At 37.8% G+C, this 17186-nt stretch carries 22 protein-coding genes; 18 read left to right on the forward strand and 4 right to left on the reverse strand.

Annotation, left to right across the window (positions count from 1 at the left end; genetic code table 11):
- The first annotated feature begins 76 nt into the window (after positions 1–76).
- From AC4BHP_RS04170 to AC4BHP_RS04185, 4 genes are all read left to right on the forward strand, one after another.
- Positions 77–967 carry a 5'-3' exonuclease gene (locus AC4BHP_RS04170; protein ID WP_066107294.1) on the forward strand — a complete coding sequence of 297 codons (891 nt, stop codon included), beginning with the start codon at positions 77–79 and terminating at the stop codon, positions 965–967.
- Between the two features lie 147 nt (positions 968–1114).
- Positions 1115–1579: an NUDIX hydrolase gene (locus tag AC4BHP_RS04175; protein ID WP_066107291.1), complete on the forward strand. Its 465-nt coding sequence runs from the start codon at positions 1115–1117 to the stop codon at positions 1577–1579.
- Positions 1580–1718: 139 nt separating this feature from the next.
- Complete coding sequence (locus tag AC4BHP_RS04180) at positions 1719–1988, forward strand: DUF6123 family protein (RefSeq protein ID WP_066107287.1); 270 nt, start codon at positions 1719–1721, stop codon at positions 1986–1988.
- A 140-nt stretch (positions 1989–2128) separates the two neighbouring features.
- A complete protein-coding gene (locus tag AC4BHP_RS04185; protein ID WP_254654728.1) occupies positions 2129–2863 on the forward strand; it encodes a DUF5694 domain-containing protein in 735 nt (244 codons plus the stop codon).
- Between the two features lie 164 nt (positions 2864–3027).
- Here the strand turns inward: AC4BHP_RS04185 and AC4BHP_RS04190 are convergent, their stop codons facing one another.
- Together AC4BHP_RS04190 and AC4BHP_RS04195 are read right to left on the reverse strand one after the other, a co-directional pair.
- On the reverse strand, positions 3028–3423 hold the full coding sequence (locus AC4BHP_RS04190; RefSeq protein WP_066107284.1) for a VOC family protein: 396 nt from the start codon (positions 3421–3423) through the stop codon (positions 3028–3030).
- Positions 3424–3472: 49 nt separating this feature from the next.
- Positions 3473–3868: a reverse transcriptase-like protein gene (locus AC4BHP_RS04195; RefSeq protein WP_066107281.1), complete on the reverse strand. Its 396-nt coding sequence runs from the start codon at positions 3866–3868 to the stop codon at positions 3473–3475.
- A 130-nt stretch (positions 3869–3998) separates the two neighbouring features.
- Here AC4BHP_RS04195 and AC4BHP_RS04200 point away from each other — a divergent pair, with 130 nt between their 5' ends.
- Both AC4BHP_RS04200 and AC4BHP_RS04205 read left to right on the forward strand, forming a co-directional pair.
- Positions 3999–4664: a reverse transcriptase-like protein gene (locus tag AC4BHP_RS04200; RefSeq protein ID WP_066107277.1), complete on the forward strand. Its 666-nt coding sequence runs from the start codon at positions 3999–4001 to the stop codon at positions 4662–4664.
- An 8-nt stretch (positions 4665–4672) separates the two neighbouring features.
- A complete protein-coding gene (locus AC4BHP_RS04205) occupies positions 4673–4888 on the forward strand; it encodes a zinc-finger domain-containing protein (RefSeq protein ID WP_490551350.1) in 216 nt (71 codons plus the stop codon).
- Positions 4889–4912: 24 nt separating this feature from the next.
- Here the strand turns inward: AC4BHP_RS04205 and cspD are convergent, their stop codons facing one another.
- Complete coding sequence (gene cspD, locus AC4BHP_RS04210) at positions 4913–5113, reverse strand: cold-shock protein CspD (protein WP_066107270.1); 201 nt, start codon at positions 5111–5113, stop codon at positions 4913–4915.
- 212 nt (positions 5114–5325) lie between these two features.
- Between cspD and AC4BHP_RS04215 the strand changes: the two genes are divergently transcribed.
- Both AC4BHP_RS04215 and AC4BHP_RS04220 read left to right on the forward strand, forming a co-directional pair.
- Positions 5326–5796: a hypothetical protein gene (locus tag AC4BHP_RS04215; RefSeq protein ID WP_490551351.1), complete on the forward strand. Its 471-nt coding sequence runs from the start codon at positions 5326–5328 to the stop codon at positions 5794–5796.
- 38 nt (positions 5797–5834) lie between these two features.
- Positions 5835–6167 (forward strand): HD-GYP domain-containing protein, encoded by a 333-nt coding sequence (locus AC4BHP_RS04220; RefSeq protein WP_490551352.1) that lies wholly within the window; start codon positions 5835–5837, stop codon positions 6165–6167.
- A 231-nt stretch (positions 6168–6398) separates the two neighbouring features.
- On the opposite strand, the gene metA is transcribed toward AC4BHP_RS04220, so the two are convergent.
- Positions 6399–7307: a homoserine O-acetyltransferase MetA gene (gene metA, locus AC4BHP_RS04225; protein WP_066107265.1), complete on the reverse strand. Its 909-nt coding sequence runs from the start codon at positions 7305–7307 to the stop codon at positions 6399–6401.
- A 151-nt stretch (positions 7308–7458) separates the two neighbouring features.
- Between metA and AC4BHP_RS04230 the strand changes: the two genes are divergently transcribed.
- The 10 genes from AC4BHP_RS04230 to AC4BHP_RS04275 all read left to right on the forward strand — a co-directional run bounded on the left by AC4BHP_RS04230 (position 7459) and on the right by AC4BHP_RS04275 (position 17132).
- Positions 7459–9147 (forward strand): formate--tetrahydrofolate ligase, encoded by a 1689-nt coding sequence (locus AC4BHP_RS04230; RefSeq protein WP_139891777.1) that lies wholly within the window; start codon positions 7459–7461, stop codon positions 9145–9147.
- Positions 9148–9184: 37 nt separating this feature from the next.
- Positions 9185–9691, forward strand: a complete 507-nt coding sequence (locus AC4BHP_RS04235) for a hypothetical protein (RefSeq protein WP_066107259.1) — start codon at positions 9185–9187, stop codon at positions 9689–9691.
- 59 nt (positions 9692–9750) lie between these two features.
- The gene (locus AC4BHP_RS04240; protein WP_490551353.1) at positions 9751–10227 is read left to right on the forward strand and encodes a glutathione peroxidase; all 477 of its coding nucleotides are present in this window, start codon (positions 9751–9753) and stop codon (positions 10225–10227) included.
- 122 nt (positions 10228–10349) lie between these two features.
- Positions 10350–11192 (forward strand): DegV family protein, encoded by an 843-nt coding sequence (locus tag AC4BHP_RS04245; protein ID WP_181162011.1) that lies wholly within the window; start codon positions 10350–10352, stop codon positions 11190–11192.
- Complete coding sequence (locus AC4BHP_RS04250; protein WP_225983583.1) at positions 11177–11803, forward strand: HD domain-containing protein; 627 nt, start codon at positions 11177–11179, stop codon at positions 11801–11803. The genes AC4BHP_RS04245 and AC4BHP_RS04250 overlap by 16 nt, the downstream gene beginning before the upstream one ends.
- The gene (locus AC4BHP_RS04255) at positions 11800–13692 is read left to right on the forward strand and encodes an ABC-F family ATP-binding cassette domain-containing protein (protein WP_490551354.1); all 1893 of its coding nucleotides are present in this window, start codon (positions 11800–11802) and stop codon (positions 13690–13692) included. The genes AC4BHP_RS04250 and AC4BHP_RS04255 overlap by 4 nt, the downstream gene beginning before the upstream one ends.
- Positions 13693–13764: 72 nt before the next feature.
- Positions 13765–14910 carry a conserved virulence factor C family protein gene (locus AC4BHP_RS04260; RefSeq protein WP_490551658.1) on the forward strand — a complete coding sequence of 382 codons (1146 nt, stop codon included), beginning with the start codon at positions 13765–13767 and terminating at the stop codon, positions 14908–14910.
- Between the two features lie 202 nt (positions 14911–15112).
- Complete coding sequence (locus AC4BHP_RS04265; protein WP_066107248.1) at positions 15113–15544, forward strand: BrxA/BrxB family bacilliredoxin; 432 nt, start codon at positions 15113–15115, stop codon at positions 15542–15544.
- A 130-nt stretch (positions 15545–15674) separates the two neighbouring features.
- Complete coding sequence (locus AC4BHP_RS04270; RefSeq protein WP_490551355.1) at positions 15675–16451, forward strand: class I SAM-dependent methyltransferase; 777 nt, start codon at positions 15675–15677, stop codon at positions 16449–16451.
- Between the two features lie 87 nt (positions 16452–16538).
- Positions 16539–17132 carry a YpjP family protein gene (locus AC4BHP_RS04275; RefSeq protein WP_066107243.1) on the forward strand — a complete coding sequence of 198 codons (594 nt, stop codon included), beginning with the start codon at positions 16539–16541 and terminating at the stop codon, positions 17130–17132.
- The last annotated feature ends 54 nt before the right edge of the window (positions 17133–17186 follow it).

Here is a 17186-nt window from a genome sequence, read left to right on the forward strand (position 1 = left end):
AAATTTTTAAGAAGAGAATAAGGCCCGGATATGGTACAATCTGATAACAGAGAATCAGAACATCAGGGGGATTAGGATGAATCAAAATACCAATACATTATTATTAATAGATGGTTTTAACTTACTTAGCAGAGGTTATTTTGCAACTGCTTATGGGAAAACAGAAGATCAATTATATCGAAATAAAAATGGGATTTATACCAATGCACTGCGCGTGTTTTTTCAAAAAATGTTCAGCCTTATTAAAACTCACCAAGTAACGCATTTAGCTGTTGCTTGGGATGTAAAGCGCGAAGAATCGTCCCGCAGACAAAAATTTGATTTTTACAAAGCGACACGCGGAGAATTGCCGGCACCGCTCATTATGCAATATGAAACATTGCGTTCAAGTCTAGAACGGATTGGCGTTAAGCAGCTGTCTGTGCCTTCCTATGAAGCAGATGATGTAATCGGTGCGATTTCTACTATGTGGAGTACGAATAACATGGGGAAATGCTTAATTTACAGTAATGACCGTGACCTGTTTCAATTGCTGAATGAACATACGAGTCAAATTATTGCCAGTAAAACAGGAGATCGTGTTTATACCATTGAAGATTTTCGTGAGGATTATGGAATAGAATCAGCGCAATGGGTCGATGTAAAAGCACTGCTGGGCGATGCAAGTGATAATATTCCGGGCTGTCCTGGTATTGGTGAAAAGACAGCTTTACCACTTATCCAGCATTACCAAACGCTGGAGGGGCTATATGAACAGCTGGAATTATTAGATCCAAAATTCAATCGATGCAAGAAAAAGCTGGCGGCAGGACAGGAATCAGCCTTTATAAGCAAAGAATTGGCCCAAATTATATGTCAAATAGATGTATTTGAGGATTGGACTCATGAACATCTCATGTATGAGATTAATCATGATATTTTGGCTGATGAACTGGAAGAATTAGAATTAAGAATTCGTGTCAGCTAAAAATATATTGAGTAGTCATGATCGAGCTTTATGCCTGAAGGTTTAGGGCTCGATTTTTTTTTTTTTGATTGATTCATATAAACATGCAAAATCTTCGCTGTTACATTGATTAGTATTACAGAGCGGTAAATAAAAGGAGAGATGAAATTGGGCTATATTGAAGATTTAAGAGCTATTGTGGGTCATCGTCCCTTAATATTAGTTGGATCAGTCGTCGTTATTTCTGACAAGGAAGGCAGGCTGTTGTTGCAGCAAAGAAAATTTCCGAAGGAGTCATGGGGGCTCTCAGGCGGCTTAATGGAGCTGGGAGAAACGACCGAAGAAGTAGCCAGACGTGAAGTGACAGAAGAAACCGGCCTTACGCTGGGCAAGCTGCATTTTATTAATGTATATTCCGGACCGGAGTATTTTGTAAAGGCTGCTAATGGAGATGAATTCTATTGTGTCACGATTGCGTATTATACAAATGAATACGAAGGTGAATTAGTTGTAGATGAAAGTGAATCTATAAAGTTTGAATTCTTTTATCCACATGAATTACCGGGAAGAATCGTTAAAAGCCATAAAAAAATCATTGATGAATATTTATTAAAATTGGATACCGGGAAATAAGGGAAGGGTTAATTCAGTTGTAAAAGTCACCTGGGTGATCAACCTTTTTCAGACAATTCGACAAAAACCTGTATTCAACTTTTTAAAAATGTTTTACAATAAAAGAGTAATTTTGTGAAGGAGTGTGTTTGGGGGATACATGGAAAAATTAGAAGACTATATTTGTAGATTATCTTCGAAAGGATTTCGTCTTGGAGAAGAGGCAATAGGATTTATCTATTTTGGAAAACAGTTGACTTCAGCACCAGACTGGATCGTAAACATTGCACTGGAAAATACATTGAAAGCTCAAAAGAGATTTGATGGAGGTTTTTATATATCACTGCTGGAAACCTTGGTGAATGGTAAAGTTTCCAACAGAAAAGAAGCAAATCAATTAATGAAGGAACATGGCTTACAGGTATCTTGATTTCAATAAATCAAGGTATTTTTTTGTGGCTATTAATCCATATATAAACTAGTATTGCCAGCTTTATTGCTAAAAGATAGCTTTTTAGGCAGGATTTTTCCTGAATATTGTCTAATAAATGGATGATTAGGAGGGATATCATGTCGAAAAAGCCAAAAGTAATGATTCTCGGAACTTTTCATTTGCGATATACACCGGATTTTCATCGCGGAGATTTCGATGAGTCTATCATAACGGATCAGCAAAGGGAAATTGAAGCAGTCGTTAAATGTCTGAAAGAATTTAAACCGACTAAAATAGCCCTTGAAGTCGTAAAAGAAGAACATACTTCTCTAAATGACGAGTATGATAAATATCTGAATGGTGAGTTGAGAAATGAGGTCAACGAAATCCACCAATTTGGATTCAGGACTGCTGCTGAATTAGGTCATAAGGAAGTTTATGCGGTCGATTGGATGGAATCGGTTGGGAATAGGGGACTTGGTCAGGTATATGATTGGGCAAAAGAAGAACAGCCAGATAAATATGAATTTATTAAGGACCATTACTGGTCAAAGTTAAATAAAAGCTTTGATCACATTGATATTTATGAGTTAGTTAAAGCGTGCAATACAGACTCAAGAATTAAACTAGAGCATGAATTGAATATGATGATTGCACAAATAGGAAAAGGAACAGACTATATCGGGATTGATTGGCTAAGATGGTGGTATCAGCGAAATTTAATTATTTATGCGAATCTTGTTGAAATGACTGTTTCACCCGAGGACAGAACACTTTTAATAATAGGTTCAGCCCATATTCACCTACTGACTCAGTTCATCAAAGAAAGTGGAACAATGGATGTTATTCCTGCTATAAACTATTTTAATTAGTCGTATCCTAAAGGGTTTTCTGAGTTTTTTATACTGAACTGGTAATGTATTTTGGTTATAAAAATGACATTCTTATTACTAAAATTCTCACTTAAATAGTTGGCAAGATGTTCTGGGGTTACAATTTCAACTACTATACATTAGAACAACTAACCTAAGGGAGGTTAGGGTGCTACTAATTCAACTTTAATTCTGTCAGGATCTTCGAAAAAAACGGCATAATGATTTTTCCCACCTGCAAATGGATGTTGATCCTGATAAAGAATTAATATATCCTTTTCTTTTAATTTCTTTGTTAGATCGTCTACCTGTTGCCTGGATTCGGCATGAAACGCCAAATGGTTTAATCCCGTTCCACATCTGTGATAAGGGATATCCATATATTTATCCTCCGTCTGAACGAAGACTATATAGGTATCCCCTATTCTAAAGCTTTGTCCACTATCCCACTCCTGGTAAAGTTCATATCCCAATTCAGCTAGAAGCCAGCCCCAAAAGTCAATGGATTTATTTAAATCTGATACATTGATTTCAATATGATGGATAAGCCCTTGCGACAATGATTTTTCCTCTTTTCTATTTTTATTCCATACCGTTTCAACCGAATGATTATTTCTGCTCGTTCATTTGCACAGCTTGCCGGGATAACAGATCAGCTGATTTGTTTTGCGATTCTGGAATCCATTTGATGAAAAATAAGGAGAATTCAGACGAAAGCTCCAGTGCCTGATTGAGTAATTGTCTAAAGGATTCTTTTTTTACATACTCTTTTTCCATTGCATCCGCCACGTGTTTTGAATCGGTTCGAACAGAGATGACATCGTAATTTTTATCCAGGCATATCTTCAAAGCATGGATCAAGGCTAAGTATTCAGCTTCATGATTATTATGGATGCCAAGGGGTATGGAATATCGGTGGACTTCACCATCTGCTTTTATAAAAATACCGGCACCGCTTGGACCTGGATTTCCTTTAGCTGCGCCATCTACATATACTTCTATCATAAGAAAACATCCTTTCAAGTTAAAAAGTACATGAATTTTTATTAAATGTCTACTGTCATAGTTTTAGTGGTATCAGGATAATTTATATATAATGAATTAATTGTATAAAGGATTGGGAAGGGAGAAAGAAATGAACGTAACAGTAAAGGGTATCTACAATAAATCCAAAATACCTCCTATAACCTTCACATCAGAAGAAATGGAAAGTCAATTTGCTTTAAGGCTTGTCAATGATCTCGAAAGCACGGGAAGATGGCGAGATTTTATTTTTATTGATGAACTGGGACAGGAATGGACAAAGAAACAGTTTCAAAAGCTGACAGAGGAAATAGAAGAAACCCCACAGAATGTAACGATTTATTTTGATGGAAGTCACAGACCGGGTGAAACCTTTGCAGGAGCTGGCATTGCGATTTATTACACACAAAACAATAAAAGGTTTCGCATACGGAGCAATGAAGTCTTTGATTATATAGAGGACAATAACGAAGCAGAATATTGTGCATTATTAGCAGCTGTCAAAAGGCTTGATGAACTGGGAGTTAAACATCAAAAAATTATGATAAAAGGGGATTCTCAGGTCGTATTGAAACAATTAACAGGAGAATGGCCTTGTTATGAAGAAAATTTAAATAAGTGGCTGGATCGGATCGAAGAACAGCTTAAGAATCTTGGCTTGCACTTTGAGACAATGGCAGTTCCAAGAAAAGATAATGAGGAAGCACATCGGCTGGCAACACAGGCACTAGAGGGAATTGAGATAGACGGTCAACTTGAATTACCAAAAATGGGGTGATGTTATCGATGAATAAAAAAAAGGAAAAAAAAGATGCTCTTAAACAGGTTGATTTTTTGTTAAGTACGTATTGTGATGGCTGCTTTCTACACAAACAGCTTGTTCGGGATAACGGCCGTACTCATGCACACCGTTTTTGTATCAATCAGTGTACAGTTGGTGAATCCTTGAAACATATAGGCGGAAATTTAAATAAGAAAACAGAAAAGCCGCCTATCCAATAGGCGGCTGTTAATTTTGGTTCATTATTAGGCTTTTTGTACGTTAGTAGCTTGAGGTCCTCTTTCTCCATCTACGATTTCGAAAGTAACTTCTTGGCCTTCTTCTAAAGATTTGTATCCTTCACCTTGAATTGCTGTGAAATGTACGAATACATCATCTCCGCCTTCAACTTCGATAAAACCAAAACCTTTTTCGTTGTTAAACCATTTTACTTTACCGTTTTGCATAGATTTATTCCTCCTAAAACTGTGGCTCAAAAGCCAATTACTATTTATCATAAACTTTAGATAAGTCATGATAATTTCAATATACAACATTCAAATATACAGTGTCAAAATGGATTTTAAAAAGTATTGAAAATTTTTAAGAGGTGACTGGATAATTGGGTAAATATGGTATAATTGTTAAAATGAAATGAAAACATATGTCGGGGTGTCTGATGGATACACATCATAATGGTTTTTCTAATTATTTGCTGGAAAGAGTTTATATGAATCAATTACAAAAAGAAATAAGAGATAAGGTGGAACAAAAAACACCTTCTATCAAAGATAATGGGGAATTCCGAATGATGACGACAGAAGAGGTTTCTTTATGCATGGATCAGGCATGTACGGATATTCGGCATATATTTAAGGATATAAAGAGACGTGGAGAAATTTCCGTCAATCGGGTTAAACAGGAGATTATCCCTGTTATCAAGAGTGCATCATCGAGTCCGCGAATTTTTGAATTGCTTCATCAAACTAAACGTAAAGAGGAGTATACATACTGGCACTCCATTTGCGTAGGAATTCTATCCGGTCTAATCGGGAGATGGCTGAGATTGCCTATAGATGAGCTGGAAGACCTTATGATTTCTGCTGTTTTGCATGATATCGGCATGACCATGGTTCGGAGAACATCTTAGATAAATCAGGTAAACTTACCTCTCAGGAATATAATATAATGAAACAACATACCGTCTATGGGCATGAACTATTAAGTAGTCTCGACCATATCCCTGATTCGGCTGCCATTGTTGCCTTGCAGCACCATGAGAGAGAAGATGGAATGGGGTATCCTCATGGATTAAAGGGTAAGCAAATTCATTACTTTGCTAAGATTGTCGCCATAGCAGATATATATCATGCGATGTCCTCAGAAAGAGTTTATCACGAAGCAACACCATTTTATTTAATCATCAAACAAATGCAGAATGATGTATATGGAACATTAGATGCTCATATTTTATTGTTTTCATGGATAGATTGCTTCAGGCGCTGGTGGGCAAAAAAGTAAAGCTGAATAATGGCGAATATGGTTCGATTCTTCTCATAAATCGATATAATCCACTTAAGTCTTTAATAAAGACTGAAAGGGGAATCATAGATTTAATGGCATTTAGGGATATTGAAATCGTTAAGATTATTAATTAAGTATAAGAGGATATTGGATATTAGAAGAAAAAGACAGCTGATAGGCTGTCTTTTATATTTTATATAAGAATTTCTATTGTAAGAATACTTATCATTATTTCCACTGGTAAGGTGTCGTCTGATAGACATAATAATTCAGCCAATTAGAAAATAGAAGACTTGCGTGGCTTTTCCATGTATGAAATGGGAGCTGCAGCGGGTCGTCCTCAGGAAAATAATTTTGAGGAATAGGGGCACCTGAGCTCTTTGATAAGTCACGCTTATATTCATGGGACAAGGTAGCCAAATCGTATTCTGGATGACCGGTTACCATAATTAATCGTTTATCCTTAGAAGCGACCAGGAACAAACCTGCTTCCTCCGATTCTGCTAAGACGATTAACTCCTCATGATTGCGGATCTCTTCTGCTTCAATATCTGTATATCTTGAATGCGGAGCGTAAAAAACATCATCAAATCCTCTTACAAGGCTTTCGAATGGTTTCAATACTTTATGCTTATAGATGCCTGTACATTTTTTATTTAATAATTGCTTTGATATTCCAAAATGATGGTATAGGGCTGCTTGGGCTCCCCAGCATATATGAAGGGATGAGGTTACATGCTCCCTTGACCAATCCATTATGTTGATTAGCTCATTCCAATAGTGAACTTCCTCGAAGTCTAGCTTTTCAACCGGCGCTCCAGTAATAATTAAGCCGTCGAAGCGCTTCGTTGATACTTCGGGGAAGGTTGAGTAGAATTGTTCCAAATGTGTATGGGGTGTGTTTTTACTTTCATGTGTTTCCATTCGTAAAAAGGTTATTTTGACTTGCAGAGGAGTATTGCTTAGTAATCGAAGCAGCTGTGCTTCGGTTTTCTCTTTTTCAGGCATTAAATTTAAAATGAGAATGTTTAAAGGTCGGATATCCTGACTAAGAGCTCTGTTATCATCCATTACGAAAATATTTTCTTCTTCTAAAATTTGTTTGACGGGTAGTTTATTTGGAATCGTAATCGGCAAGATATGGACCTCCTTGTTTGTTTAAATTTTCAAAATATTAAATAATATTACCATTGTATTCATATTTTTGAGAGGTTGTAAATAATAATGTGTGTTTGATATATATTTTTTGTTAAACTAATTATGACTATTGATTTTTAGGGGGCTCAGCATGAATTTGGACACAATTGTAAAAAGTGATATCGAGATTGCTTTAAATGCAAAAATGAAACCCATAAAAGAAATTGCTGAAACGATTGGATTAAAGGAAGAAGATTGGGAAGCTTACGGGAAATACAAGGCGAAAATCTCTCTTGATGTGTTAAAATCCCGCAGCACCAAAAAGGATGGGAAATTAATTCTCGTTACTTCCATCAATCCTACTAAAGCAGGGGAAGGGAAATCAACGGTAACCGTTGGTCTAGGAGATGCGTTTTCTCTTCTTGGAAAGAAAGCAATGATAGCGATGAGAGAACCTTCTCTTGGACCAGTCATGGGTGTAAAGGGAGGTGCAACTGGCGGCGGTTATTCACAGGTACTCCCAATGGACGAAATTAACCTGCACTTTACTGGTGATTTACATGCCATCACAACAGCAAATAATGCACTGGCAGCTCTGATTGATAATCATATACAGCAGGGAAATGAACTGCAGATTGACCCGCGGAAAATTATTTGGAAAAGGGTCCTTGATATGAATGACCGTGCTCTTCGGCATATTGTAATCGGGCTTGGCGGGGATAAGCACGGAATTCCCCGTGAAGATGGCTTTGATATAACCGTAGCATCTGAAATCATGGCAATTCTTTGTCTCGCGATAGATTTAGATGACTTAAAAGATAAATTAGGGAAGATTGTGATTGGATACACCTATCAGGATACACCTGTTTCTGTTTCAGACTTGGGTGTAGAGGGTGCACTAACTTTATTGTTGAAGGATGCTTTAAAGCCTAATTTGGTTCAAACTATTGAACATACGCCTACGCTAATTCATTGTGGTCCGTTTGCAAATATTGCACATGGATGCAACAGTGTACTTGCTACAAAAACAGCCCTTAAGCTAGCTGATTATTGTGTTACAGAAGCAGGATTTGGTGCGGACCTTGGCGGAGAAAAATTCTTGAATATTAAGACAAGCGCTGCTGATCTTACTCCGGATGCTGTCGTTATCGTGGCAACATTAAGAGCCTTAAAGATGCATGGTGGCGTACAATCGGATAAATTAAAAGAGGAAAATCTAAATGCGATTGAATTAGGGTTCCAGAATTTAGTGAAGCATTGTGAAACGATTCAAGCTTTTGGATTGCCTTTTATCGTCGCTTTAAATAAATTTTCTGCAGATACTGATGCAGAGGTGGAACGATTCAATACTTTATGTCAGAAACATGGATTACCTTTCTCTTTAACAGAAGTGTGGGAAAAAGGTGGGCAGGGCGGATTGGACCTTGCAGCAAAACTTGAAGACCTTATGAAGGAGAATACCAATACATTTAAACGTCTATACGAATCAACGGATTCCATTCAAGAGAAAATTGAAAAAGTCGCAAAAATTGTATATGGGGCACAAAAGATTGAATATTCTCCTGAAGCTCTGCAACAAATACATAAATATGAATCAGAAGGATGGGGGCAGCTCCCTGTTTGTATGGCTAAAACCCAGTATTCATTATCGGACAATCCAAGTTTGTTGGGCAGGCCTGAAGGATTTACATTGTATATCAAAAAGCTAAAGCCTTCTGTAGGAGCAGGTTTTATTGTGGTACTTACTGGAGATATTATGACAATGCCTGGATTACCTAAAAGACCAGCTGCTTTAAAGATGGATGTCGACGAGAATGGCAATGCGGTCGGATTGTTTTAATAAGGATAGGTAGATTATGTAAAATGGAGGTGATCTCATGTTTGATCCATCAGTTTTTGAAAACCTGAAAGTAGTAGTTGAAGGTGCCTTTTATGATTTAGACTTAGAAGGCGAGTTAGCCATCATAGACAGGCATGATTATGTTGACTTAGCCTATATGTCAAGAATTTTTGAGATTAGTACAAGGCTTGATGCTTCGATGGAAAAAGCGGTTGAATGTACACTTTCTTTAAGTGCAGGTTTACAAGCTTTCTCATCAGAAAAGCTATCATCCATAACGAAACGCGAGCCGGGATGTGATCTTAAAATTAAATTTAGGTATATCGATCCTGAGCATCCTCTCCGCAATATTCATATATTGAAGCAGATCTGGGATAAAGGGTATCATTACCGGGTTTTTAAACATACTCCGATTGGATTTAAACATGAAGATCCATTCGTAACGATTGAAATTAAGCAGGATAAGCCAATTTATGAGGATGAAATTGATCAATTACATACCTATGTCAGCCAAATCCATCATATACTGAAAGCAGAAGGTTAGATTTTTTTGAACGAAAGTAAAACTTGATCAGTCATGTATTTTTAGCGGGAGTGAAGATGATGAACATTTATGATTTTAAGGCTAACTTAATCACTGGAGATGAAGTTTCCTTTGAAAGATATATGGGGAAGGTCCTGCTTATTGTGAATACTGCCAGTAAATGTGGGTTTACTCCACAGTATAAAGAGTTAGAATCCTTTTACCAAAAATATAAGGAGCAGGGCTTGGTTATTCTTGGATTTCCGTGCAATCAATTTATGAATCAAGAACCCGGAGATGAAATGGAAATCCATTCATTCTGCCGAACTAATTATGGAATTACCTTTCCTATGTTCGCAAAAGTGGATGTAAGAGGAGACCAAGCTCATCCATTATTTAATTATTTAACAGAACAGGCCCCTGGTGTGATGGGTTCCAAGTCGATTAAATGGAACTTTACAAAGTTTCTCATTGATCGAAATGGAAAGATTGTAAAACGTTTTGCACCCTCTACAAAACTTTCTGAAGTAGAGAAAAGTATCGTTGATTTATTATAGGACAGACCTCTCCTTTGCTAGGAGAGGTCTTATATTTGTATCTTTTTAAAAACGCTTTTGGTTATAATAGGAGTAACGCCATTTATCGGTTATGTATTCCATGAGGTATGGGGGTTGGTTGCATGATGAAAAAAGTAGCGTGGGTAACAGACAGCTCTGCTGTATTAGATGATGAACTTAGAGCCAATAAAGATGTTTACGTTTTACCGGTCCACATGATGATTGATGGAAAGTCTTATTTGGATGGTGTAGATCTAACAACCGATGAATTAGTTGAACACATAGAAAAGGGATCCACTCTTACCTCATCGCAGCCATCGATTGGCGATTTCAAAAAGCTTTACGACAAGTTGGCTGTTACCTATGACTCTATCTTCTCCTTTCATATCTCTGATAAATTAAGCGGTACATATTCTACAAGTGTTCAAGCTGCCGAGCTGGTGGATATCCCGGTTTTTAATGTGGATACTCATTATCTTGCTTATCCATTGACGTTATTGATAAAGAAAGCTATTAAAATATGGGAAACTTCAAATGAACCTACAGAAGTTGTGGAAGCAATCCATGCGCTTAAATCTAAGTTAAGAGTGTATGTTTGGATAGGATCTCTTCAGCAGCTTCATAATAGCGGCAGGCTTAACACCTCAAGCTATTACCTGGGAAGTCTTTTGAATATAAAGCCAATCGTAACCTTTCAGGAAGGAAGTCTACAGATTAAAACCAAGGTTCGTACATGGAAAAAGGCAACAGAAAAAATCCAATCTTACTTAAAACAATCCCTGGGGTCCTACCAGATTGAAGAAGTTTTTATGCTGTATGGAAAACAGATCAGTCAAACAAGCGATTGGGTCCGGATGGTTGAAAGAATCAGTGAGGAATTATCAATTACGATACATCCGCTCGGGACTGCCCTTTGCCTTCACGCAGGCGTTGAAACAGTAGGAATCGGATGGATAGAAAAGTAAAGGAGTTTATTATGCGCGAAGCTATTAAGGCAGCGGAAGAATTCGTGAAAAAACGTTTTATTAACGATACAACGGGCCATGACTGGCAGCATATGGATCGTGTCAGAAGGCTATCCTTATTAATCTATCAAACCGAGCAAACAGGCGATCCTGAGCTAATTGAACTGATCGCCTTACTGCATGATCTATCCGATTCCAAATTAAATGGGACAAAAAAAGCGGGAGAAGCGGTACTTAGCGAATGGCTCGAATCTAATGTGAAAAATGAAGAAATTAGGGGAAAGATTAAAAGGGATGTCTCCAGTATCTCATTTAGTGAGGGTTTAAGAGAGGGCTTATCCCCTGAAGCAGCCATTGTGCAGGATGCGGACCGTCTGGATGCATTGGGAGCTATTGGTATAGCCCGTGCTTTTGCATATGGCAGTCATAAGGGGCATCCTATTTATTTACCGAAGGATGATTCTGCCCCTAGTACATTCACGCATTTTTATGATAAATTACTACTATTAAAAACCTTGATGAATACACGTACAGGTAAAAGGTTGGCAGAAGAACGTCATCAATTTATCTTGTTGTTTTTAGAACAGTTTAAAAAGGATATGATGGAATGAAAGTATTAAAAGGAATCGACATTAAAAAGGAATACGGAGAGAAGACTCTCTTTAAGGATATTAACTTTAGCATAAGTGAAAACGAAAAAATTGGTTTAATCGGCTTAAACGGAACAGGGAAATCTTCACTTTTAAAAATCATTGCCGGCATTGAAGAAATGGACGGAGGATTGATTGATAAGCCAAAGGATTACCGGATTTCATATCTAGGACAGAATGTTGAAGTAAACGAAGATGAAAAGGTATCAGCCTTTATTTATAGAAATGACTCACCTGTATTTCAAACTGTACGAAAGTACGAAGAGCTATTGGAACATATGAAGGAGTCCCCAAATGATTCAGCTCTTCTTGATAAAATGTTTCATTTGCAAGCTGAAATGGATGCAAACGGTGGCTGGGAGATCCATTCAAATGCACAAATTATGTTAAATAAGCTAGGAATCAAAGACCTTAATGTTAGAATGGGTTCTTTATCCGGAGGGCAAAAAAAGCGTTGCGCTTTAGCTAAAGCATTAATGGAAAAAGCAGATTTGCTTATTTTAGACGAGCCGACAAACCATTTGGATTATGACAGTATCGAGTGGCTGCAGGAGTATATCCAAGGATATCAAGGCTCGGTTTTATTTGTAACTCATGATCGATATTTCTTAGATGCCGTGACTAAAAAGATTTGGGAGCTTGATAAGGGGCAATTGCATTCTTATGACGGAAACTACGAGAAATTTTTAGAAATCAAAGCGATCAGAGACGAGATGGAAGCAAAATCAGCTCATAAAGTTTCAAGGCTGTTCCAACAGGAATTGGCCTGGATGCGGAAAGGGGCAAAAGCGAGAACGACGAAACAAAAAGCGAGAATTCAGCGCTTTGAATCCTTGCAGGAGGAAGCGAATGCTGGTAATGCAAGTGACGATTTAAGTTTGGATGTTGCTTCAACCAGACTTGGGAAAAAGGTGTTGGAGCTGGTTAATCTTTCAAAATCCTATGGAAATAAACTCTTAATCGATCAGTTTTCTGTCATTTTACAAAAGGGAGATCGAATTGGTATCCTTGGAGCCAATGGCAGTGGAAAAACAACCATATTAAGAATGCTTGCCGGTTCTGAGTCTTTAACTAGTGGCTCAATTGATCGGGGTTCTACGGTATTGATTGGCTATTATACTCAGGAAAATGAAGATTTACCACTCAATAAGCGAATGATTGAATATATCCGGGAAACAAGTGAAGCGGTCACGCTTGCAGATGGTGAGCGAATTTCGGCCGCACAAATGCTGGAACGTTTCCTTTTTGAGCCACATACGCATGGGACGGTCATCGGGAAGCTTTCAGGCGGAGAAAAAAGAAGGCTTTATTTATTGAAGATATTGATGGAGTCTCCAAATGTACTTTTATTGGACGAACCGACAAATGATTTGGATATTCAGACATTAACTGTTTTGGAAGAGTATCTTCAGCATTTTCCGGGTGTTGTTATAACCGTATCACATGATCGATACTTCTTGGATAAAACATGTCATAAATTATGGGTATTTACAGGGAATGGACAGATTCAGCAATACTATGGGCAGGCAAGTGATTACTTGGAATGGAAACAGGAGCAGGAAAGACTTGCAACTGCCGTTGAGAAAGAGTCAACTCCTAAAATAAAACGTGCAGAAGAGACAAAAACGAAAAAACGTCTATCCTATCATGAGATGAGAGAATGGGAAGGCATCGATGAAAAAATAGAAGCGGTTGAAAAACGACTGGAGGAAGTAGCTGCCGAACTAAATAAAGCAGGCAGTGATTTTGAACTGGCGAATAAATTAGCTGAGGAAGAAATTCAATTAAATGAAGAACTGGAACATTTGATTGAACGATGGTCCTATCTTTCAGAAATACAAGAAGGCTAAATCGTAAGTATGTAAATATTTTGATAGATATGCTACAATCCCCCTAGATAAATAGATCAGGGGGATTTTATGATGAGGATTGTCTCAATTGAGCCTACACCGAGCCCGAATACGATGAAGGTTATCTTAAATGAAGAATTGCCGGCTGGTAAAAGTACGAATTATAAAAAGGATACGATTGATACCGCACCTTCATTTATAAAAGAAATTTTACATATTGAAGGTGTTAAAGGTGTATACCATGTAGCAGACTTCCTGGCCGTTGAAAGAAATGCTAAATATGATTGGCCTGGTATATTGGCACAGGTTCGAACCGTTTTCGGTGAGACAGTTGAAGACACTGGAACTAATCCAATTAATTCTGGCAAAGGATTTGGAGAAGTGAAGGTCCAAATTCAAGTTTTTAAAGGAATCCCTATCCAGATTAAAGCAAATAGTGACCTGGAAGAAAAACGATGGGCTATGCCGAAAGCATTTATGGATGCTTTCCAAGTATCTCAGCTTGAGGATGATAATGCTGTGTTGATCCGAAAATGGATTGATTTTGGCAATCGTTACGGGGAGCTTGAGCAGATTGGGAAAGAGGTGATGGATGAAGTCATCGCCTTATATCCAGAAGAACGGTTAGCGAAGCTTGTTGCAGACGTTCAGGACACCACCACCAAGAAGTCCGAACCCGTTAAGGTGAAAAGAAGAAAGCTAACGGAAGCTGATTTGGATCAGGAAGACTGGAAGGCCAGATTTCAAGCATTGGATCAGATGGAGGATCCGGAAGTTTTGGATCTGCCACTCCTCAATAAGGCATTGGAGGATGAAAAAGCATCTATCAGAAGGCTTGCTGTGGTCTATTTAGGAATGATTGAAGACACGATTGTTTTGCCATATTTATATAAGGGACTAAAAGATAAGAGTGTAACGGTCAGAAGAACAGCGGGAGACTGCTTGTCTGATTTAGGCTTCCCGGAAGCTGAACAGGCTATGATTGAAGCTTTAGCTGATAAAAGTAAGCTAGTACGCTGGAGAGCGGCCATGTACTTGTATGAGGTTGGTGGGGAAAATGCTTTGCCAGCGCTTCGAAAAGCGGAAAATGATGAAGAATTTGAAGTGGCTCTGCAGGCGAAGATGGCCAGTGAGCGTATTAAAAATGGTGATGAAGCCCTTGGGTCTGTATGGAAACAAATGACTGAAGCCAGAAAAAATAACAAGGTTCAAGAATAATAGAGCATATCAGGAAGGCAGTGTCGAATCACTTGGCAGCTGCTTTAGTTGAGCATAGGAAAGAGTATATGCCTCTGTTTAAACGGGGAGTTTACATCTATATTAGGTAATGTTACATACAATATTAGGGAATACATGGATTGCACATGTAAGCTATCTAATGTATCCTACAAATGTAATACTTTGAATGGGGGAATTATGAATGTCTATGGCATATGAAGAATATATGAGACAAATGGTTAAACCAATGAGAGCAGAGTTGACTGAAGCAGGCTTTGAAGAATTAACGACTTCGGAACAAGTAGATGAATTTATGGAAAAGGCAGAAGGTACTACATTGGTTGTAGTCAACTCCGTATGCGGATGTGCGGGCGGCTTGGCAAGACCGGCTGCAGCAGAAGCAGTAAATGCTGAAATTAAACCGAATCATTTTGTAACAGTCTTTGCCGGTCAGGATAAAGAAGCAACAGCCAGAATGAGAGAATATCTTGGGGAAGTTCCATCTTCACCTTCAATGGCTTTATTAAAAGGAAATGAAGTGGTTCATTTTATTCCAAGACATGAGATTGAAGGACATACTTTAGAAGACGTTAAAGAGAATTTATTAAATGCTTTTTCTGAGTATTGTAAATAAACGTAAGGGAATGCTCACATGAGTATTCCTTTTTTTAATATGAGCCTGAGGGTAAATAAGTTTCTATCGGTTTAGATTTAAAGAAGCCTGCTCAACAAGAAATCTTGCTGATTTTAAAGGAGTTTTTTATGTGTTTGTCACTACAATTGAAAAAACGAATCATGTGCTGAATCAAAAAGCATTAAAAACAGCTGAACAATTAGGGATCCCGTATATTGAACGCAATAAAAAAACAATTAAACAGTTGCAATCTTACTATAACCAGCCATGCCTGGTAGTGGGGAAGATGAAAACAGAATTATATGACCTGCATGGAATAGATCCATTATTTTTCCATCCAAATATGGCCGCAGTCCGTATGAAGAGAATTGAGAAAGGGGAAGTGGATCCATTTCTCAGGGCAGCCGGATTAAATCAAGGGATGTCTATTCTTGATTGTACACTTGGTATGGGAGCGGATGCCTTGATTGCCTCTTATATCATAGGGAGTAGTGGGAAAATAACTGCTTTAGAGTTAAATCCGTTTGTTTACTTTGTTATTAAGGAGGGACTGCAAAATTATCCTTTTAAGAATGAGAAATTTGGCGAAGCTGCTGGGAGAATTGAAGCTGTGAACATAGACTATTTAACCTTTCTTAAAAAAGCTGAGGATCGCTCCTATGATGTCGTTTATTTTGATCCAATGTTTACAGAAAGAGTCATTGAAAGTACTGGAATTCAGTCTTTAAGTTCATTTGCTTCCTACAAGGAGTTAACAGAAGAAGCAGTAGTGGAAGCCAAGAGAGTTGCCAAAAAGAGGATTATTCTTAAGGACCATTTCAGGAGTGATCGATTTTCCCGGTTTGGATTTAGCGTTGAAAAAAGAAAAACTGCAAAATTTCATTTTGGTGTGATAGAATTAGAATAGTTAAAAAAATCAAAATTCGCTCTTCCAATATTAATAAAACGGGGTGAAGAAATAGCCCGTTTTGCTGAATAGGCAGGTGATTTTAATTTGAAAAATTGGTCAAGTATTCTTAAGAAATCCTTGGTAGTTGGGCTTTCTGTTTTAAGCTTTGGAATTATATCTCCATCTCAGTATCAGGAATGGTATGAAGGAAGTACTGTCAAAGAAACCAAAAACAATCCTGTTATTGGCCAAACTGATTATGTAAGCAGCGAATCTCCTGTAACGGTATTTAGTCAAAGTGATTTTTTATCGTATGCTATGCTTCGCGCTGAGGAGCAATCCTTTGAAAAGTTTGGGAGTAGAATTGGTCCCCATATAAAAGATGAATTTTATACGAGTGTATTACCGAACATTGAATCCGCCTTGCAGGAATTTTCATCTGATGTACCGGAAGAAAAGCTGCTGAATATGGCGATATCAGAAAAGCCAAGCGGCGGTTTAAGTGAAAAAATATTTCATGTTTATGATCGGGAAACCAATGAAGACCTCATCAGATTTCATGTCAGGAGAGAGAACCCGCCTGGAGAAGGCCATTGGTTTGAATTTCATTACCATACATACAAAGATAATTTTGACGCCCATCACTCGATGGCAAGGATTTATTGGAGTCAAAACACTCCTCCTAAGTGGATTAGCTAAGCAGATCATTAATTGATAGATTACTATTTTCAGGTTAATACGTTGTAATCAACG

It is taken from the genome of Pradoshia sp. Z4_20 (assembly GCF_058216035.1).